Annotated in this window: 14 protein-coding genes; 12 read left to right on the top strand and 2 right to left on the bottom strand. The window is 43.4% G+C overall.

The annotated features are described in order from the left end of the window. The first annotated feature begins 68 nt into the window (after positions 1 to 68). From V7K32_RS23260 to V7K32_RS23205, 12 genes are all read left to right on the top strand, one after another. Positions 69 to 371 carry a Nif11-like leader peptide family natural product precursor gene (locus V7K32_RS23260; RefSeq protein ID WP_334996379.1) on the top strand — a complete coding sequence of 101 codons (303 nt, stop codon included), beginning with the start codon at positions 69 to 71 and terminating at the stop codon, positions 369 to 371. Between the two features lie 61 nt (positions 372 to 432). Next, positions 433 to 1,710 (top strand): nif11-class peptide radical SAM maturase 3, encoded by a 1,278-nt coding sequence (locus V7K32_RS23255; protein WP_334996377.1) that lies wholly within the window; start codon positions 433 to 435, stop codon positions 1,708 to 1,710. A 474-nt stretch (positions 1,711 to 2,184) separates the two neighbouring features. After that, positions 2,185 to 2,442: a hypothetical protein gene (locus tag V7K32_RS23250; RefSeq protein WP_334996375.1), complete on the top strand. Its 258-nt coding sequence runs from the start codon at positions 2,185 to 2,187 to the stop codon at positions 2,440 to 2,442. Between the two features lie 434 nt (positions 2,443 to 2,876). Next, positions 2,877 to 3,137 (top strand): hypothetical protein, encoded by a 261-nt coding sequence (locus V7K32_RS23245; RefSeq protein WP_334996373.1) that lies wholly within the window; start codon positions 2,877 to 2,879, stop codon positions 3,135 to 3,137. Positions 3,138 to 3,348: 211 nt separating this feature from the next. Continuing rightward, a complete protein-coding gene (locus V7K32_RS23240) occupies positions 3,349 to 5,085 on the top strand; it encodes a Nif11-like leader peptide family RiPP precursor (protein WP_334996371.1) in 1,737 nt (578 codons plus the stop codon). 67 nt (positions 5,086 to 5,152) lie between these two features. Next, complete coding sequence (locus tag V7K32_RS23235) at positions 5,153 to 5,929, top strand: MinD/ParA family ATP-binding protein (RefSeq protein WP_334996369.1); 777 nt, start codon at positions 5,153 to 5,155, stop codon at positions 5,927 to 5,929. A 37-nt stretch (positions 5,930 to 5,966) separates the two neighbouring features. After that, a complete protein-coding gene (locus V7K32_RS23230; RefSeq protein WP_334996367.1) occupies positions 5,967 to 7,133 on the top strand; it encodes a DUF7005 family protein in 1,167 nt (388 codons plus the stop codon). 40 nt (positions 7,134 to 7,173) lie between these two features. After that, positions 7,174 to 8,256, top strand: coding sequence for a cyclic nucleotide-binding domain-containing protein (locus V7K32_RS23225; RefSeq protein ID WP_334996365.1), 1,083 nt, complete (start codon positions 7,174 to 7,176; stop codon positions 8,254 to 8,256). 14 nt (positions 8,257 to 8,270) lie between these two features. After that, on the top strand, positions 8,271 to 10,901 hold the full coding sequence (locus V7K32_RS23220; protein ID WP_334996363.1) for a hypothetical protein: 2,631 nt from the start codon (positions 8,271 to 8,273) through the stop codon (positions 10,899 to 10,901). 346 nt (positions 10,902 to 11,247) lie between these two features. Continuing rightward, the gene (locus V7K32_RS23215; protein WP_334996361.1) at positions 11,248 to 12,693 is read left to right on the top strand and encodes an NHLP bacteriocin system secretion protein; all 1,446 of its coding nucleotides are present in this window, start codon (positions 11,248 to 11,250) and stop codon (positions 12,691 to 12,693) included. Positions 12,694 to 12,787: 94 nt separating this feature from the next. Beyond that, positions 12,788 to 14,971 (top strand): NHLP family bacteriocin export ABC transporter peptidase/permease/ATPase subunit, encoded by a 2,184-nt coding sequence (locus V7K32_RS23210; protein WP_442938794.1) that lies wholly within the window; start codon positions 12,788 to 12,790, stop codon positions 14,969 to 14,971. 15 nt (positions 14,972 to 14,986) lie between these two features. Further along, complete coding sequence (locus V7K32_RS23205) at positions 14,987 to 17,896, top strand: NHLP bacteriocin export ABC transporter permease/ATPase subunit (protein ID WP_334996359.1); 2,910 nt, start codon at positions 14,987 to 14,989, stop codon at positions 17,894 to 17,896. Between the two features lie 409 nt (positions 17,897 to 18,305). Here the strand turns inward: V7K32_RS23205 and V7K32_RS23200 are convergent, their stop codons facing one another. Both V7K32_RS23200 and V7K32_RS23195 read right to left on the bottom strand, forming a co-directional pair. Continuing rightward, positions 18,306 to 18,548, bottom strand: a complete 243-nt coding sequence (locus V7K32_RS23200) for a hypothetical protein (protein WP_334996357.1) — start codon at positions 18,546 to 18,548, stop codon at positions 18,306 to 18,308. 100 nt (positions 18,549 to 18,648) lie between these two features. Next, positions 18,649 to 20,700, bottom strand: a complete 2,052-nt coding sequence (locus tag V7K32_RS23195) for a PAS domain-containing protein (RefSeq protein ID WP_334996355.1) — start codon at positions 20,698 to 20,700, stop codon at positions 18,649 to 18,651. Positions 20,701 to 21,305: the final 605 nt, after the last annotated feature.

Raw genomic sequence — 21,305 nt, 5'->3', positions numbered from 1 at the left:
AATGGGGGAACCTTTTTTTCCCCCTAACCGAGACAGTATCAGATGGCTCTCAACAAAGAAGTAAAGATATGTCTATCGAAAATGCCAGAGCGTTCTACCAGAGAATAGCCAAGGATGAAGCGTTCAGAAACCAACTGCGAAACGCTGCCAGTGACGATCAACGCAGAGCAACAATACGAGCGACTGGCTATGATTTTACTCCAGAAGAATGGGGAATTGTGATTAACGAACTTAGGCGGTTAAAAAACAGAGAACTTAGTGAACCAATGTTAGAGACAGTTACTGGTGGAGTGGCACTGCCAATAAATCCGATAGTGACTGGCGCGGTATCTGGTGTCGTTTTTCCGAAGGAACTTTCTTGGCCTTTTTGACATTGATATTTTAAAGTGTTCTTCTTTTCTAAATAAATTCTCGTATAGAGGGTAAGCGTACATGCCTAAGGAATATCGCCGTACTAGTTATGCGGTTTGGGAAATTACCCTGAAGTGCAATTTGGCTTGTAGTCATTGTGGATCTCGGGCAGGAGAAGCCCGCACTCAAGAACTTTCGACTGAAGAAGCTCTCTTGGTTGTACAACAGCTTGCCGAAGTCGGGATTAAAGAAGTGACCCTTATCGGCGGAGAAGCGTTTATGCGTCCTGACTGGCTGGAGATTGCTAGTGCCATTACTCAAGCAGGTATGCTCTGTGGTATGACAACTGGGGGCTTTGGCATTTCACTACAGACGGCTCAACGGATGAAAGAAGCAGGTATTGCTTCAGTATCTGTCTCCATCGATGGACTGGAAGCAACGCACGACCGCCTTCGTGGTCGCAAAGGTTCCTGGGAGTCTGCATTAAGAACCATGAGCCATTTCCGGGAAGTTGGTCTTAATTTTTTTGGTTGTAATACACAGATCAACCGCTTAAGCGCTCCAGAATTTCCGCAGATTTACGAGCAGATTCGTGATGCGGGTGCGCGTGCATGGCAAATCCAGCTTACTGTGCCAATGGGCAATGCCGCAGACAACGCAGATATACTACTGCAACCATCCGAGTTATTGGATCTCTACCCAATGCTGGCTGAGGTTGCTCGTCGTGGCCATCGTGAAGGAGTTATAATTCAGGCCGGGAATAATATTGGTTATTACGGTCCTTACGAGCGGATTTTGCGAAGAGGAGCAGATGAGTGGAGCTTTTGGTCGGGTTGCGGTGCCGGACTATCTACAATAGGTCTTGAGGCAGACGGTGCGATTAAAGGTTGTCCTTCTTTACCCACAGCTGCTTATACAGGTGGCAACATTCGCGATCGCCCCCTACGAGAAATTATTGAACAAACAGAACAGTTGCGGTTTAACTTAAACGCTGGTACTTCCCAAGGAACAGACCACTTATGGGGATTTTGCAAAAGTTGTGAGTACGCTGAACTTTGCCGTGGCGGCTGCACTTGGACGGCGCACGTCTTCTTCGATCGCAGAGGGAACAACCCTTACTGCCATCACCGGGCATTAGAACAGGCAAAGCGCAATATCCGAGAAAGAGTTTACCCAAAAGTGCCAGCGCCGGGACTTCCTTTTGATAACGGAGAGTTCGCTCTTGTTGAGGAGCCGCTTGATGCTCCTTGGACTGAGAACGATCCACTTCATTTTACTGCCGACCGTATCCAGTGGCCTAATAACTGGCAGGATAAACCTAAATCAGCATATAGCGATTCTCATACCATTTCTTTGTGAGGCTGCGCCAAACCCTCTTAACTTCTTCTTTCTTTGTGTTATTTGCGGACTTTGCGGTTCGTTTTTCTTTCTTGTACTTAAATATGGTTTAGGGCATCTTCATACAGAATTGGTATCAATTGAGTCCAGTATAAACCTAACAAAAACAACCGCAACCGTTGTAGTGTTGGCGAGTAAGCCTCAAAGGCTGATTCTTGTGAGCAGAGAGAAGAGAATGTATTACATACAAAAGAGCGATCGCTATATTCTCTAGTAAGTGGTTAATTAACAAGTGCGATCGCACTAAGTAAGTCGGCGCAAATAATTATCACTAGTTTGTAGTTGCGCTAAAGCGCAAGAGGGCGCAACTAGGAGCCAAATACAGAGATTTTACTTTTCATTACATAGTTTGGTTTTTTCTCGCCGGCCTACTTATTTTACTTGTTATTTTCCGAAGAATACTAAGCCCATCCCATCTTGAAAGCGAAAAATAATATGAATGAAACAACTGGTAATTTTCTTGCTGTAGAGAACGACTCAGTTTCCTACACAGAATCTGACGATCTGGAGTTGTCCAAGAGCTTAGATAATCAGCATAACGCTCAGTCTCCTCTGTTACCCCGTTCTGGCTGGCAAAACCGACGAGCCTTTCTTACCGCTCTTATTAAGGCAAAAAGATCCCTAGACATAGCAGAAATTACATCCTTCTTAGAATCAGAAACCACTATTTTCGGCGATCGGTCTTCGCGGTGAGTTATTCATATTTTTACCTGTTTTCAAGTGAGATATTCATGTACTTCGTACAGAACACTTGGATGAAAACTTTTACCCACTTTCAATTCTCCATTTCGTACTCCCCCGGAAAATATCCACTATTTTCGGTGATCCGGCTTCGCGGTGAGTTATTCACATTTTTAACCTGGCTTCAAATTAGATCGTCATTTACCTTGTACACAACATTTATTATATATATACTTTTCCCCATCCCTTACTCTCTCGAAAAATATCAAAAACTAAAAAATTGTTATTCCCACCTAAATATTGTGTATTGTAAAAATATTTGATTGCTTCTAAGCTATAAGGTATCAATCCAAATAGAGCATTGATAAATTTCATATAAGTGATTAATAATAATTACTCAGTGGTACAAATGCGGATAAATACCTAAAAAATCAAGGATAAATACCATGAGTGAAAACAAAGACTCCAAAAATAAAGAGCATATTGCTCAGGATAAAACTACGAATGATTTATCTGAGCAAGAAGTAGCTTCTGTTTCTGGAGGTGCTGTACCAAACGCATCTTTTTCAAGAGAAAAGAAAAATTTCATTGCTCAGGATAAAACTACGAATGATTTATCTGAGCAAGAAGTAGCTTCTGTTTCTGGAGGTGGAGTAGAGCCGGGAGCAACTAACATTAAGGGCAATGTCATTTTTACCGGACCATAAATGTTAGAAAAATCTGATATTACTAAACGATTTGTAAAAGCTTGTGTATAAATTATTGACAGTTGACTATTAACCGTTAATAGTCAACTGTTAACAATCATTACTTCTATTTTTCCCGCCTCAAAAGTTCAGTTAATGAAACTTACAAACTTAAGGTTTTGTTGGAATACTTTATGGTAATGAGGCAATCTATTAATAGGAAGCGCGAAATATGTCTGTTGAAAGCGCAAAAGCCTTTTATGAAAGAGTCGCCACCGATGAAGCTTTCCAAAAGCAACTCCGAGATGCTGGGAGTAATAACCAACGTTTAAAGATTATACAAGCTGCTGGCTACAGTTTTACAAGCCAAGAATGGGAAATCACCTTGGCTGAAATTTCTAGATTGGATGATAGTAAACTTAGTGATGCACAGTTAGAGGCGATCGCTGGGGGGGTAGGGACTGTTGCTCAGGAGCAAGTATGGTTCAACTACCAATTACCCCAGAGAATTTGGTCTGGTTTAAAGCCATCAACCAACTCAATCAAGCAATTGCATGGCTTATTTTACCCACCAGGTTGGTCGATCAAGACTAAACTCTCGGTAGCACTGCTCTCAGTTGCTCTGATACCGATGAGCCTCACCAGCTATAATAATCTCCAACAGAATCTCAACAGTGCAACGGACAGCGAGTACCGAAAACTAGAACTATTAGCCACCAGTAACGCTAGTCGTCTTGACCAGCTACTCTTAGATATACAACGGGTTGCGGTGCAAGTCAGCACCGATAAGGATGTCATCCGTTTCCTTGCTTCTGTACCTGAGAAACAAATAGATTTACGTAGTTCAATGGAGCGATCGCTAGATAATATCTTTCGTTCCAACCCGGACTACGATGTGGTTTACATTGTAGACAAAAACGGACAATGCCAGGGTGCCACCGATCCAACATTTATTGGTCAAAACTACGCCTTTCGTGAATATTTCCAAAAGGCACTCTTGGGACGTTCTAACGTTTCTAGCATTCTCCTTGGTGCAACTAGCGGACGACCCGGTATTTATTTCTCCAACCCCGTGCGGTCTGAAAACGGCGATATTATAGGAGTCGCAGTTTTAAAGATCAAGGGAGAGGACATCTGGGCGATTGTGAATAAGCTCCAGGCTGGCTCTCAAAGCTACGCTTTTTTGATTGATGAGAACGGAGTCATTATCAGTCACTTTGATAAATCTCTTCTCTACCATAGCCTAACTCGTTTGCCCCCAGATAAACTTAGAGCAATTGCCAGCGATCGGCGCTATGGTCTCAAACAAATTCAAAGTTTGGATATTCCAGAGTTAGCAAAAAGCATGCTGGGAGCTAAAGAATCGGGTCATACCAGTTATTATCTGCCACACGATCAGACGCACCAGATACTTGGCTTTGCTCCCCTAGAACAGGAACCTTGGGTTTTGGGGGTGAATAAACCAATTGAACAGTTTACTGCTCCCTTAAATAACCTGATCTGGGATAACAGCCGCAACTTACTAGCCGTCGGAGCGATCGTCACAATCATCGCGTTGCTTTTAGCACGAAGCATTGCCAAACCAATTCATGCTCTTACCAACGCAGCCCAAGCTATGTTTGAGCAAAACGATTTCGATCCTCAAGAGTTAGCTCAAGCGGCTGGGGGAACTGATGACATCGCTCAATTGGTACGCGTTTTCCTCCAGATGGCTGAAGATGTCAAGCAACGAGAGCAGAGCCTGAAACAGCAAGTGATGGAACTGCACATCGAGATTGATGAAGTCAAAAAAGCCCGTCATGTCGCTGAAATCACTCAGACAGATTATTTCCAACAAATCCAGAAAAAAGCCCGAAAGCTCAAAGAGCGATCGCAACAAGTTAGTGAAACTGAAACTGAAACTGATTACTTCCAGCAGTTGCAGATAAAGGCACAGAAACTTAAAGAGCGAAATATAAAGACTGAGTAAGTAGAAAAAGGAGTGTCTTCGATCTCCTGAATTTATAAGACTATTTCATCCTTGGAGATATTGCATTATGTCACAAATTGTTTCTGTTCACTCGTTCCGTGGTGGAACTGGCAAATCAAATTTGACTGCTAACATCGGCGCGACTATTGCCCTCCAAGGTCAACGTGTAGGTATTGTTGACACTGATATCCAGTCACCAGGGATTCATGTTCTTTTTGGTCTAGATGAAGAAAAAATGACCCACTCTCTCAACGACTACTTATGGGGTCGCTGTAGTATTAAAGATACTGCCTATGATGTCAGTCATGTTCTCAAAAGGGAAAACGAGACGAGTGTGGTAAATGACAGGCTCTACCTTGTTCCTTCAAGCATCAAGGCTAGTGAAATTTCTCGAATTCTGCGTGAGGGATATGATGTCGGACGACTTAACGATGGTTTTGAGGATATTATTCGCTCTCTGAACTTGGACTACCTGTTGATTGACACTCATCCCGGTCTTAATGAAGAAACTTTACTTTCCATTGCAATTTCTGATGTTTTAGTCATTATCCTACGTCCAGACCGCCAAGACTTCCAAGGAACGGCTGTCACGGTAGAATTGGCAAAAAAGTTGGAAGTGTCTAATATGTTGCTTGTGGTTAATAAAGTCCTACCAGCTTTTGATTTCGATAGCTTGCGTCTACAAATGGAGACGACATATAACACTCCCGTAGCTGGTATTCTGGCTCTTTCGGAAGACGTAGTTCAGCTAGCAAGTAGTGATATTTTCTGCCTCCGCTACTCCGATCATCCCTTCAGCCACACAGTGAAAGAAATTACTCAACAAATTTTGCGTCAGAATTGAGCAAAATAATTTACTCATTGGAAGTATGAAGCGCTTTATGAATCAACAGAAACTTCGGGAGAGTGTACTTGCCTCATATTGTGCTAGTCCCTTAGAAACAGAGGAGCTGCTGGCGTACAATCAAAATGTTTTCGATCGCAGTTGTTTAAAACTCCCTGTGAAGTTCCCACTACCACCGGAAATGTATGTGAGTACTTGGGAGGAGTACGCTACTCAAGCTAAAGTTGTAGGAGCTTTTGATGTATTAAAAGAGCGACTAGCACAGTTACAGTTTCCCATACTCGAAGGCATCAGCCATACCGAAGCGTACCGCCTCGCCACTCGTCAGGGTATTTCTGTGGATGGTATGTCTGAGGCGACTGGTTTGATTTTGAAGCAACCGGAAAAACTCCAGTTGCTCATCCATCAAAGCTTGGCAGGAGCCATCCCTGTTTTACTTACCAACAATCGGGAAGATTTTGTTTCTCTGATCCAAGCGCTGACAATGCGGAATGAACCCAAGTCAGTCCCTAATTCTATGGGAGCCTGTGCGATCGCTGGTTTCAATAATTGGGATCGGATTCGCTCCTATCGACGACAATGGGAACAGAATTCTGATAATTGCTCCGAAGCGAGTTGGACAGAGGAATTTCAGCGAATTGTCCCGCGAAAAGAGCTTTATCAGGATCGGTTTATTATTTTAAGTGACGGCCCCTATAGTGATGTTCCCGCCGAGGATATAGGAATCAAAGAAGGGGAGTGGCAACGTCTATCGCTGACAATTCGGCTTGAACATGAATGTACCCACTATTTTACCTGTCGTTTGTTTGACTCAATGCGTAACAATTTGCTTGACGAAGTGATTGCCGATTACAGGGGGATTGTAGCGGCTATAGGATACTATCGGGCTGACTGGTTCTTGCGCTTTGTGGGCTTAGAGTCATATCCAAATTACCGAGAAGGAGGGCGGCTGCAAAATTATCGTGGTCAACCACAACTTTCAGAGGTTGCCTTTAAGATTTTACAGGCATTAGTGAAAGCTGCTGCCGAAAATTTAGAGTCTTTTGATGCCAAGTATGCAAAGGAGTTAAGAACTATCAACGCTCAACCCCTGATGTTAATGGCTTTGACTTATTTGACATTAGAAGAGTTAGCTTCCCAAGAGGCAAACTCTCTCCTCCTAACGACCATAGACCAATTGCGAACTATCGCAGTTAGTAATTAGCAAACAATATTTATTTATAATTACTGGAGGAAATTTAGACATGACAGAAGTTTTATTAAAAGAGTTAAATAATAGCGATATCGATTGGATAACTGCTACAGGTCGTCGGCAAGAGATAGCTGCTGGTACTGTGCTAATCCAGGAAGGAAAAATCCTCGATAGCCTGAATCTTATATTAGATGGGAGTTTCGTAATTACAGCTTCCCAATCTGGAAACAATCATCTAGATCGTGCTTTTGCAGCCCTAGAGGGTGACGAAGTAAAAGACCGAGAAATTACTAGGTTGTCAAGCGGTGAGGTCGTAGGAGAAATCCCGTTTGTCCAATTACGCTCAATTGGTACCACTGTTAGGGCTACGGAAAAGTCTACTCTGATATCACTTCCCCAGCAGGAATTAACAGCAAAATTACAGCAGGATGTCAGTTTTGCTTCCCGCTTTTATCGAGCGATCGCCATTCTCCTTTCTGACAAAATTAGTCAGCTTGGTCGTAGCAAACTATCTCGCGGTCAGACACTCAGAGATATGCTGTTTGTGTTGGGAGAATTGAATGATAGTGACATTGATTGGATGATTGCTACAGGTCGTCGCCAAAAAATTGCTGCTAACACAGTCCTCATCCGTGAAGGAAGTCCTGTGGATGCGTTGCATATTTTACTAAATGGCACAATGTCAATTTCTGTTTCTGACGATCAGCGTAATCCCTTAACTCGGGCTTTTGCAATTATAGAGGGCGGTGAGACAACAGGTCGAGAGATCGGCAGATTGTCAAAGGGAGAAATTGTCGGAGAAACATCATTTATTGATGCCCGTTTACCTGCTGCAACTGTTAGGGCTATTGAAGACTCGCTGGTGTTGTCAATTCAGCGACAGAGATTAGCAGCAAAATTACAACAGGATATCGGTTTTGCTTCTCGCTTTTATCGAGTCATTGCGATTCTACTTTCCCATCGATTGCAGGGAATGTTTGGTCGGCTTGGTTATGGCAGACGTGTTTACAGCAAAGGTCAACCACTGGATGAAAATGTTCAGTATGAGGAAGAACTTGATTCAAGTGCTTTGGATCGAATGACATTGGCTGGAACAAAATTTGATTGGATGTTGAGCCGCCTTAGAGAAAGCTAAAACCGTGTTTGAATATGTTATCTGATGAAATAATCTCGCTCGATGAGGTATGGGCTGGTCTACCTGCCAAAAAAGCCAAGACCTTACTGTTTCTTATTGAGAGCCGAACGGTGCAAATAGTAATGCGATCGCGCGTGGAGTTTTCCTTGACCGAGGAAGCTGCCAATGAGCGCGAACTAGCTTTTTTTAATGCTTTTGCTCTACGACAGCTACCGCGATTTCGCCTGACAATTCAGCACTTAGAACGCTACGCAACTCATTGGCAAATCCTCGTACCAGAAACCCCAAGACTAAAAGCTGCTCTTATCCATGCTCTGGGTCAGAAGTATCAATTTACTTATCAGGCTATACCTAGCATCCAAGTAGTATTGGGTTTAAATGAGGAAGCAGTACAACAGGCTTACTACCTCTTGTACAAAAAACCACTAGAGACAATCTTTGCCTCTAGACTGTCTTGGACTGAAAAGCTGAAGTGGACTGTAACAGCCTTTGAGCAACGCCTGGAATCTATACCACCCTTTTGGCTTGCCTCATTAGTGACTGTTGCTCTCGGTCTTCCCCAAGCTTTCTTGGCTTTACCCATTGCAGCAACTGAGGTGGGACCACTGCCTACTGTTATATTCCTGGTGTTGCTGGGAATCGTAAATATACTGACTATGGCTTGCATGGCTGAAGCTATTGGTCGCAGTGGTGACTTCCGTTATGGCAATACCTTTGTCAAACAATTAGCAACTAACTACTTGGGAGATGCAGGTTCGTCGATCTTTTCACTAGCTGTGGGTATCCGTGTTTTTTTTATTGCCCTAGCTTGTTACATCGGCTTGTCTTCTACACTGGCTAACTTCACGCATATCCCAGCGTCAGCATGTGCAGTGTTACTTTTTTTTGCGGGGTTGTACTTACTGTCCCAAAAATCACTCAACTTTACTGTTCCTGTCTTGGTACTGTTAGCAGCAATTAACGTTAGTCTGATTCTGTTACTCTCGTTTCTCGCCTTGCCTCACATACAACTGCACAATTTATTATATGTAAACTTGCCTTTCTTCAACCAACAGACCTTCAAACCCCAGATGCTACAGCAGGTTCTTGGTGTCAGCCTCATGCTTTACTTCGGGCATGTATATGTAGGTGAATGTGGCAAGCTTGTACTCCCTCGAGATGCCAGTGCTTCTTCTCTAATTTGGGGGAGTGTGGCGGGAACTGGTTTTTTAACAATTTTGTTTTGTATTTGGGTATTGGCAATTAATGGGGCGATCGCGCCGCAAGTCCTGGCTGCTCAATCCGGCACAGTCCTAGATCCCTTGGCAAAACAGGTCGGCCCGATTGTTAAAGTTTTGGGGCTAGTCTTAGTCACCCTCCTCCTGGGAATGGCTTGGATTCGCAGTTCAAGCCTTTTGATCAACCTAGCGAGAGAATGGTTTCCCCCCAAAACTCAACCAATTGTGTCACTGCCTTGCAAGCAGGGAAAATTGCTCTTACGCCCGCGTGGCAATTCCAGTCATGTTACTTATATTGGGATAACCTATTTAGGGATCGAAGAAAGTCAGCCAAGGTTTAGCCTGGATATTCAATCGGGTGGCAATATCGTTCGCAAAGAGATCGCGGTGATTGAACGTTGGGAAATTAAGGAGTTACTTCCTCAATTCCCAGACCTAGATCAATACGGTATTCAATTAAAGTTAGAGGTAAAATCGGCCGATCGAGATCGTGTCTGCCTACAAGTGATCTCACCAATGATTCTTACCTATGAAGGAGTTTTGCAGGCAAAAACGAATGCAGACAAAGCCTCCCTTGAGAGTTCGCCAACGATGTCTCTTTACTCAAGGTTTCGCGCCTACATAAAACGGATTTGGGCAGATTTAAAGTTACAGCGTCACTTCTTCTTGTCCATTAGCCCATTAGTACTTGTTTTGCTACTAAGTGAATGGCTTTTCTTTACTGGTACGGAATCATTTACCAACGTCCTCGGCTTTGCTGGTGTGCTTGGCAACTCCCTTGTAGGTGGTATTTTTCCCGTTCTATTATTGGTTTCTAGTCGCCGGAAGGGTGAGTTGATACCTGACGTAGTATTTCAGTTCCTGAACCATCCGTGGTTCATTACTGGCTTATACAGCTTATTTCTAGGCAACCTACTCCTCCACGGTCTGCTCGTTTGGAAAAATCCTGTGGCACGGATTGCGGCTTTGAGCGTTGCTTTGTTATCACTAGTCGCAACCGCGATCATGGTTTATGGTGGAGCATTTGCTACACGTTTAGTCATCGAACTCAGAGAAAATCCGCAAGAAAGAGGGCGAACCGTTTTTAGGATAATTGCTGGTGGCAAACCTAAAAAAGCAGACGTCTGTCTGGGATATGCTGATGGCGAACAACACTATCAAGCTGCCACTGGTGAAGTCCCATCACCGTCGTTGCTACGCTATGCAGTCTTTCAACTATCAACCAAACGGGTAAAGGAACTGAAAGTATGGGCATATAGAGAAAATTCTACCTCAGGCTTCGAGAGTCTACCTGCACTTGTAGAAGTGGAAAATGGAAACAAGAAAATGAATTTTGACTTGAAGCTGTCTGGGGGCAAAATTTTGCTACCCCTAAATAATGTAGCTTGCTGTTTAAAAATTGCACTTCCAGAATCATCAACAACTTGAGACTTTCCCCAGTCTAGTAAATACTCTACCAAATAAAACCCCAAAAATTGCGAGTCGTGGCAAAAGATTGTGCATTGCTAGCGAATCAGGAAATGTATTATTTCTTAGTTATTAAGTTAAGTAGGTAAGTCAAATTAAATGTATAACGCTTGAGGGGGCGATCGCCCTCATTTTCGGTTTAAGCTAATGCGCGTAAAAATTGCATAATCCTTTGTCAAGAGTCCTTGATGTTTTCCAAAAACTGATGACTCGCAAAGGACAAACCTTAGAAGTCAATATGCAATTTTATGGACTACAGCTGATTTCTGGCTACCTACTTAAATTCATAAATTTAACGTGAGTATAAATGGTTGAACAAAAGCAAAGCCTATTCCGAAAAGAGTCTCTGGAGCGTTTATCTTCTCCTGAAAGACTAGACCAACTCATGCAGGTGGTGAATCTGAAGAGTTGGTTACCTTTGACAACATTGGGTTCTTTAGTAGTCGCAGCCGTAATTTGGAGTATTTTTGGACGCATTCCGATTACAGTCGCAGGTCAAGGGGTAGTGATTTACCCTTACCAAGTTGTGCCACTTCAATCAACTGGCTCTGGGCAGTTACTATCTTTGAATGTAAAGGTGGGCGATGTTGTCACGCAGGGGCAGGTGTTAGGGACGATTAACCAAGCTCAACTCAACAAGGAACTACAGCAGCAACGCGATAAACTAATACAATTACAAGTACAGGATCGGTCTATTTCCTTGCTCCAATCTCAGAGCAGCGAGCAAGAGAAGAACGCCATCGAGAAACAACACCTGACTCTTGAGCAAAGCTTAAAGATTACCCAGTCTTTGACGCCTGTGATTAAGGAGAAAGCGCTTGTGGCGCTCCAAGTCAGTCGCCAGAACCTTCAGCAACGCTTGCAAACACTGGAGGTACTACTTCCCACCTACAAACAGAGATGGGATAACCGCCAGAGCCTGTTTAAAGTAGGAGCGGTTTCAGATGATACGGTACTACAGGCGCGGCAGGACTACCTAAATAACATTGCCAATCTAGATGACGCTAAATCTCAGCTCAGACAAGCTGATATCAAAGAAGCAGATGCACAACGGCAATACTTAGAGGAACTGAATTCAATGAAAGACCTCCAAGCCCAGTTGCAACAGCTTAACAGTAAAAAAGCTACTCAAGCTCAACAAGATGAAGAATCTTCCACCAACCGAAAAAATCAGATTCAGGAAGTTACACGGACGATCGCTAAACTCGAATTTGAATTGAAAGATAACAGCCAGATTATCAGTAAACATAACGGTCGCATTTTAGAAATCACTCTTACTCCGGGACAAGTCGTCAACTCAGGCACTCGGATTGCAAGTATCGCGGCAGAAGATTCATCCAGCAGGTTAACTAGCGTCACCTTTTTTTCCGTTGGCGATGGTAAGAAAATTAAACCGGGTATGGAACTCCAAATTACACCTCAAACAGCGAAACGGGAACGCTTTGGCGGTATTGTCGGCACTGTGACAACTATTTCAGCATTTCCAATTAGCAAAGAGGCAGTCGCTAATGTGATTGGAAATCCAGAGATAGTGCAAGGTTTGGTATCTGCTAACCAAGCGGGTTTGCTTCAAGTCTTTGCAGATATGCAGTTAGATCCGAAAACTTTCAGTGGCTACAAGTGGTCTTCTTCCACCGGGCCGCGCCTGAAAATCTCTTCAGGAACAACAACAGATGTTCGAGTCAAGATAGAAGAACGAGCTCCTATCACGTATATTTTCCCGATTTTGAGGTCAGTAAGTGGCATTTATTAATACTCTTTTTTTAAAACAGCTTCGTCCTGGAGAATACCTGAAAAATCTCCTCCAAAGCAAAGGTAAGCGCCTAAAAACACCTACTGTTTTGCAAATGGAAGCAGTAGAATGTGGGGCTGCTGCTTTAGGAATTATGCTAGGTTTCTATAATAAAATTATACCGTTACCAGAACTCCGAAAAGAGTGTGGAGTGTCCCGCGATGGCAGCAAGGCTTCTAACTTGCTCAAAGCTGCCAGAAACTATGGACTTGAGGCAAAAGGCTTAAAAAAAGAACTTGATGAACTTCAAGACCTGTCCCCTCCCTATATTGTGTTCTGGAACTTTAACCACTTCCTAGTTATGGAGGGATTTCAAAACAATTGGGTCTATCTCAACGACCCAGGCACAGGGCCCAGAAAGGTATCCCAACAGGAATTTGACGAGGGATATACGGGAGTGGTGTTGGTGATGGAACCTGGTCCCCAATTCCAGGAAGGGGGTCGTAAACCCAGCTTGGTTGTATCATTGTGGTCACGGCTACAGGGTGCTACTGGTGCGCTGATCTACTGTGTGGTAGCAGGATTCTTCTTGACGCTTGCCGGACTGGCGATACCAGTGTTTAGCCAAGTGTTTGTAGACGAAATTCTGGTTCAGGGACGGCAGGACTGGCTGCGTCCTTTGCTTCTGGGAATGGCGATCGTCATGGGACTCCAAGCACTACTGACGCTGCTGAGGTTGCGATATCTGCGTCGATTGAAGGTTAAGTTGGCAGTAGGAATGTCCAGCCGCTTTCTGTGGCACATTTTGCGCCTACCTGTTGGTTTTTATGCCCAGAGGTTTGCCGGAGAAATTAGTAACCGTACCAGTCTTAATGACCAAGTGGCTGATGTTCTTTCCGGGAAGTTGGCGACAACAGTCATTGATGCGGTGATGGTAATTTTTTACGCGCTTGTGATGCTCCAATATGATGCGGTACTGACTTTTGTTGTTGTTATCTTTGCTGGGGTGAATGTCTTAACCTTACAGTTGATCTCCCGTCAGCGCGTAGATGCTAACCAAAGATTGATTCAAGAGTATGGCAAAGCTGCCGGAGCATCGATTTCTGCCCTTCAAAGTATAGAAACATTGAAGGCATCTGGGTTGGAGTCGGATTTCTTTTCTCGGTGGTCGGGTTACTACGCCAAAGCAATCAACTCTCAGCAGGAATTGGGAGTGACAAACCAGACTTTCTCCGTATTACCGACGCTTTTATCTTCGCTTTCATCTATGGCTTTATTGATAGTAGGCGGTTTACGGGTGATGGATGGACATCTCAGCATCGGTATGCTTGTAGCCTTTCAAGGATTGATGCAAAGTTTTCTCCTACCTGTCAACAATCTTGTTAACTTCGGTAGTACCCTCCAAGAAATGGAAGGCAATTTGATTCGCCTTGATGATGTGCTGGACAATGCCGTAGATTCACAAGTAGAGAGGAGAGGGGGAGAGGGAGATCAGGGAGAGGGAGATCAGGGAGAGGGAGATCAGGGAGAGGGAGATCAGGGAGAAAATTCCCCTTTATCTTACTTGACTCCTCGTCTACAAGGATATGTCGATCTGGAAAACATCACATTTGGCTACAGTCGCTTAGATGCACCCTTGATTGAAAACTTTAGCCTCTCGGTCAAGCCGGGAGAGCGAGTCGCTTTGGTCGGTGGAAGTGGTTCTGGGAAGTCTACAATTGCCAAACTTGTCAGTGGTCTATATGAACCTTGGGAGGGAGAAATTCGCTTTGATGGTAAACCAAGAACTAAGATCCATCACCAAGTTTTGACTAACTCTGTTGGGATGGTAGAGCAGGATATCCTGCTGTTCGGCGGCACTGTTCGGGAAAATTTGACTTTATGGGATACTACAGTCCAAGATAAAAACTTGATCCAGGCTTGCCGTGATGCAGCGATCGATGATGTGGTTCTGTCCATGTCTGGAGGGTATGATGGAGAGCTTCTTGAAGGTGCTGCTAATTTAAGTGGGGGTCAGCGACAGCGACTGGAAATAGCCCGCGCCTTGGTGAATAACCCCTCGATCCTCCTCATGGATGAAGCTACGAGTGCCTTGGATGGAGAGACGGAAAAAATTATTGACCAGAATTTGCGGCGACGAGGCATTACCTGCTTGATTGTAGCACACCGATTAAGTACCATCCGAGACTGTGATGAAATCATTGTCCTTGAACAAGGAAAGGTGGCGCAACGAGGTACGCACCAAGAATTGTGGCAAGCGGAAGGGGTGTACTCGCGGTTGATCCGCAGTGAGGGTTAAACTAGGAGTTTAAATATGGTCAACCAAGTTAGTGTCACAGACTTACACGGACAACAGTATCGAGTTAATGGTAATGAACCAATACTACTGGATGACCCACATACAGTTTGGGTGATTCAGTCTGGCTCCGTGGCATTGTTTGCCGTTACAGTCAAAGATGGAGCGATCGAAGGAACTCGTCGTTATCTGTTTGGTAGTGACTCTCAAGAGGCACTGTTTGGAACGACTCCTGTAGAGGATTTTGGGCTTTTACTTATGGCAGTGCCAATTGGGGAAGTGGAACTGCTGAAAGTGGATCGGGAATGCTTCAAGCAGTTGGTCATTGAAGGCGATCCTAGAATTGTGACTTGGATAGAAGGCTGGCTTGGGCAAATCGACGCTAGCATCTCTCACATCAGCCCACCAGCAGATCGGGTTCGAGCGATCGCACCAGCGCGATTTTCTTTGATCGACGGTGAAACTATCCAGCCCGAACCAGGTGCTTTCGCTTGGGTACAAATGCAGCAAGGAAATGTTTGGTGGATGGGCTTAGAGAAACTCACTCTCGATTCGACAGGAGGAATTTTTCCCTTAAGCGAAGGAATGTGGTTACAAGCAGTTCAGGAAGTTCAACTTGCCACTCATACCACGAGTGCAATTCCAAATCCAGATACCTTACTAGATGGGTTGTCCCAACTTCATACTCTGATTCTTCAATACATTCACCTTCTTGAGCAGCAAGAATCAGAAGAAGAACTGCAACGGCTGCGCGATCGGGAACGCCTCAATCGTGAAGTGACTGCACAGGCTCTTGGGGATTTAATATCACCCTTGATGCCCGAACAAGCAAACTTTTTCATGGAAGGTGCGCCCCTATTAGTTGCGGCTGGTGCTGTGGGAAGGACTTTAGGTGTAACAATTCGTCCTCCTGCTCGGTCAGAAGACCTGAAGCGAGTCAAAAATCCCTTAGAAGGAATTGCGCGAGCTTCCCGACTGCGTATGCGGCAGGTTTTGCTCCGGGACGATTGGTGGAACAAGGACTGTGGTCCCCTAGTTACCTACACCGAAGAGAACACCGAACCAAGGGCGCTGTTGCCTGTTTCTGGCTCTTCTTACGAAGTTTTCGATCCGGTTGAACGAACCCGTGTTCCTGTGGACGAAGGCATTGCTTTAACACTAATTCCGATTGCCTTCATGTTTTATCGGTCTCTACCCGATAAAATCCTCAAAGCTGTCGATGTATTGAAGTTTGCACTTTGGGGTCTTTGGGGAAATATGCTTGTCATTTTTCTGACTGGCATTGGCGCTACACTACTGGGGATGCTCACGCCTCAAGCCACTGCTATTTTAATTGACAACGCGATTCCAGATAGTGACAGAGGATTATTACTCCAAGTTGGATTCGGGTTGCTGGTTGCTGCCTTGGGAACAGGGCTGTTTGATTTAGCACAAGGCTTTGCCCTCCTAAGGGTAGAAACGGTTTCGGATGTATCCACCCAAGCAGCTGTGTGGGATCGTCTGCTGAACCTGCCAGTATCTTTTTTCCGCCAGTATACAACGGGTGACCTTCACTCCCGCGTCACATCAGTAAGTACAATTCGTCGCCTACTTAGTGGCACAACTTTGATCACTCTGATCACTAGTTTCTTTGCACTGCTGAACTTAGTACTTCTATTTTACTACAGTTGGAATTTGGCACTTGTTGCTGTTGCCGTAGCTTTAGTGTCCTTTGCTGTCACCACCTTTTCCGGTCTGATTCTCGTCCGCAAAGTGCGACCACTATTGGAAGTCAAAGGAAATATCTTTGGGCAAACGGTGCAGTTGATCAATGGTATTTCTAAACTGCGTGTAGCTGGCGCTGAGGAACGGGCTTTCGCCTTTTGGAGTAAAAATTACAGTCGGCAAATCAAATTGGAACTCAGTACACAGAATATTGAAGACGGGGTTGCACTTTTCAATACAGTCATGCCCACACTGACTTCTGGTGTCTTGTTCTGGTTTACAATCAAGTTGCTGGAAGAATCGAAAATTGCAGGTGGGATCGGACTCAGTGTTGGCACTTTCTTAGCTTTCAACTCTGCGTTTGGCACTTTTATTAGAGGTGCGACAGATGTCAGCAATACAGTGATGAACTCTTTACAAGTCATTCCCCAGTGGAAACGGGCCCAGCCAATTCTAGAGACCATACCGGAAGTCGATCTTACCAAAGCCGATCCAGGGAGACTTTTAGGTAGGATTGCGATAGATCATATTACATTTCGCTACCGCAACGATGGACCTTTGACACTGGATCATGTCAGCTTAGATGCCGAACCAGGAGAGTTTATTGCACTTGTCGGTGGTTCGGGAAGCGGTAAATCTACTATATTTAGAATGCTGCTGGGATTTGAAAGTCCTGAAGATGGCACTATTTATTACGATGGTCAAGATTTGTCTGGGTTGGATGTTGATGCAGTTCGTCGGCAGTTAGGTGTTGTTTTGCAAACTGGTCGGATTATGTCAGCTTCCATCTTTGACAACATTGGTAGCGGCGCTCAAATCACACTTGATGAAGCCTGGGAAGCAGCCCGGATGGCTGGTTTTGCTGACGATGTTACCACCATGCCAATGCAAATGCACACAGTTATTAGTGAAGGAGGTGGTAATCTTTCTGGAGGACAACGACAACGGCTTTTAATTGCTCGTGCTTTGGCATTGAAACCGCGAATTTTGTTATTTGATGAAGCTACTAGTGCTTTAGATAATAAAACGCAAGCGATTGTCAGTGAAAGTCTGGATAATATGCAAGTAACTCGGATAGTCATCGCCCATCGACTCAGCACTATCCGCAACGCCCACCGCATCTATGTCCTCCAAGCAGGTCGAGTTATGCAAAAAGGCAGTTTTGAGGAATTAGCTTCTCAAGAAGGATTATTTGCCCAATTAATGGCTCGGCAAATGGCGTGAAGTACTTACACTCAGTAGACCGATAAGTTTTGCGATGCCTTACTTTAATTCATACATTCAAAGTCAACAAGGAGTCAATTTATTTCATCCATTATTACTGAAAATTTTTCTGAAGGTATATTTAACTCGTGAAAACATTTATCTGTATATCTTTCTTTTTCACTAAAATTAGGGATGGCTTTAACTAATCTTTAACTAATGGCTTTTTTACTTCGTAGCTTTCTTCAGCTTTAGCGATCGCACTTGCGGGTATTTCGTTATTTACACGCAATATTGCTAAGTCAATCAAATCTCTAGATTGTGTACTTTAATCGTTCCATCGGTCACCATTAGCCATTAGTTTTGATGTAAATCTATCGCTTATACTCAGACAAAGAATTTTTGTCCATTTTCGATACACAGGAGGGTCTCAAGTAAAAATACCATTGGCTACAATTTCTACTTTAATAGTTGTTTCATTAACTACAACAGCGAAACCAACACCATATTGATTTATTGTAGTATCACCTAATTCGATATCTGTTGTACTTTGAAATAATGCTACAATTCCTTCGTCGTAAATCACATTTCTTAAATATCTGTAATTTTCAGTTGTATAAGGAAAGAGAAAATCAATATCTAGTGTTGCAGTTTCTAGATACTGCTTTTTCATAGTCTGCTTTTATACTTATAGACTCAGGCGTATTATCTCGTACTCTTTTTCAAAAATTAAATAGGATTCCTATAGTTATTTGGTATCATGCTAATTTTGCTTAGGGATTAAAAGTCTGTGTAGTAATTATCGCAGAAGTATATTCATGGGCAGGCAAAGATTGGCGTAGTGGTATCCTGATTGTAAAGGTGCTACCTACGTCAACTTCAGTCGCCAGTGAAATTTTACCCAAATGTAGCTCTACAAGATTTTTAACAACTGCTAGTCCCAGTCCAGTCCCTTGGATCTCACCAACATTGTTGCCACGATAAAACGGTTCAAATACTTGGTGAATATCTATAGGCGAAATGCCAATTCCCCGATCTTGAATCTGGAAGATAACTTCTTCCTCCTGAAAAGAAAGTGTTAGATTAACTATGCTACCTTTTGGGGAATACTTAATCGCATTATCAAGGAGATTTGTGAGTATTGGCTGGAGTAATTTCTCATCTACACAGGCTGTGGAACACTGACCGAGACTCGTAAAAACGATGGTACAGTCAGTAGCATAACTTAGTTGCAATTGTGTCACCAAATCACCGCAGAATTGCTCTAAATTAACCGCTCTTGGCTCGAATATTGTTTTCCTAGCGTCACATATTCCCAGTATTAAGACGTCATCCATCAACTTCGTGAGATGTTCAACGGCTGTTTGAATCCGATTGAGATAGTTAAGTTTTTTATCCTCAATCGATTGGTTTATTTGACGTTTCAGTGCGCTGGTAGAAAATGAGATTAGGTGCAAGGGGTTGCGGAACTCATGAGAAACCATACAAACAAATCGTGATTTGAGTTCGCCAAGTTCTTTTTCTTGTTCGAGAGCCTGACGAACCTTGACTTCTGCCTGTATGCGTGCAGTGATATCAATAGCTGTGACGAGTTTAGCTGGCTTGCCTTCAAACTTAAACACCCCTTCTGACCAATCTAGCCAGCGATCTTCGCCGCTTTTAGTCAGAATCTTGAGTTCTTGATGTTGTACAAGTTCCGAACTACATTGCTCATGTAACAAATCGGGTTCTTTAACATTTAGCTTTTGGTAAAGATGCGAGTGAGTGAGCAACTCTTCTCTTTTGTACCCAGTAATAGCTTCTACAACAGGGTTAACATAACAAACTCGTGCATTTTGAAGGATGAAAACGATCGCATTAGTAGTTTCTGCCAAAGTACGAAAGAGGGCTTCACTGTCTCGCAACGCTGACTCCGCCTGCTTGCGCTCAGAAATGTCCTCAACAATGCAAATGAAATATTTTCGCTCAGAGTTTGGTTCACACACAAGTGATATGGTGAGATTAGTCCAGACATAGGAACCGTTTTTGTGGATGAGGCGCTTCTCTATTGAGTAAGTCTGAATTTCTAAAGCTAATAATTGGCGAATATACTCGCGATCGCTATTTTGATCATCAGGGTGGATAATATCGTCAAAAGTTAGCGATCGCAATAGGAGTTGCGTATAACCAACAATATTGCAAAGCTTTTGGTTGACCATCAGCCAACTTCCATCTCTGCTAACATGAGCAATGCCCACAGCAGCAGAATTAAATGTGGCTCGTAATTGTTCTTCGCTCGAGCGGAGGTCTCTTTCCACTCGCCACCGCTCAACTATCTCGCAGCACAATTGTTCATTTGTGTTTTTTAATTCTGCCGTGCGCTCTTCAACTCTGCACTCTAGTTCTTCATTCGCTCTGACTAAAGCTATTTCGGCTTGCCGACGTTTGGTAATATTGCGGACAAATATACAACCATACTCCCTACCATAATATTCCAGGTACGTAACGGTGATCTCCACTGGAAAACTCAGCGCTACCTTACTTTGATGTATCGATTCAAAATAGATGGAACCGTTTTCCTTAATAGTTTTCCAATATTCTAACCAAATTTTTGATGAAAACTCCGGGTCTACATCTTGCATAGTCATCATGAGTAATTCCTCACGGGAGTACCCAACCATGTCGCAAGCTGCATCATTTACATACAAGAAATGTGCGTCTTTTGCTACCCAGAAAACAGCATCTGTGGCACGATCCATTAATAACTTAGTAAACAGCAGTTCCTCTTGTAGTGGTAATGTCACTTCGTTGTTGCATCGGGCTGAAATATCTTTACTAAAAGTCATAATTCAACTCATCCCAAATTTTTGCAAGCAAATTTAATGATCCATCTTAGTCATGTTGCTGTAACTAAGATTTTTATGCTGTCAGGTTGAACGTTGCGCTTTTAAAAGACGTAATACTAGGTATTACCTGGAGCTAGTTAACCTTTCTTGACATAACTTTCGGAAAGAAAGGTTACCACTCACAGCAGTACTCCATTAGGTATAGAAGAGTAAATTTTATTTGTAAACATAGATACTAATATTTGAGATTTACAATATAAATATCATGACTTAGTAGATTTAATAACTAAGAGCAGGTTAAAATAGGTTAAATAACCCTCAGATTTGACTAAATCAAAAATTTCAATACTGAATTCTTCAAAGTAATATATTTAACTTATTGAATAAATTATTTTGTAGTCAGGACTTCAGCCCTCAAATCAGGGCTGGAGCCGCTCACCCAAAGGGTTTGTTAGTTGTTCATCGGGGAAACCCCCAAGACCGCGCTAACTCACTACAAATTTTTAATTATTTACGAGAGTGATGCGTAAAGCCCGCGTCATTCATGCGGGGGATATAAGCGAACGGCTGAATTTATTCAGCCATGATGAGGATCATTGATATAT

This window comes from Nostoc sp. (genome assembly GCF_036917635.1).
Lineage (GTDB): Bacteria > Cyanobacteriota > Cyanobacteriia > Cyanobacteriales > Nostocaceae > Nostoc.
This window is presented reverse-complemented; position numbering and strand designations above follow the sequence as displayed.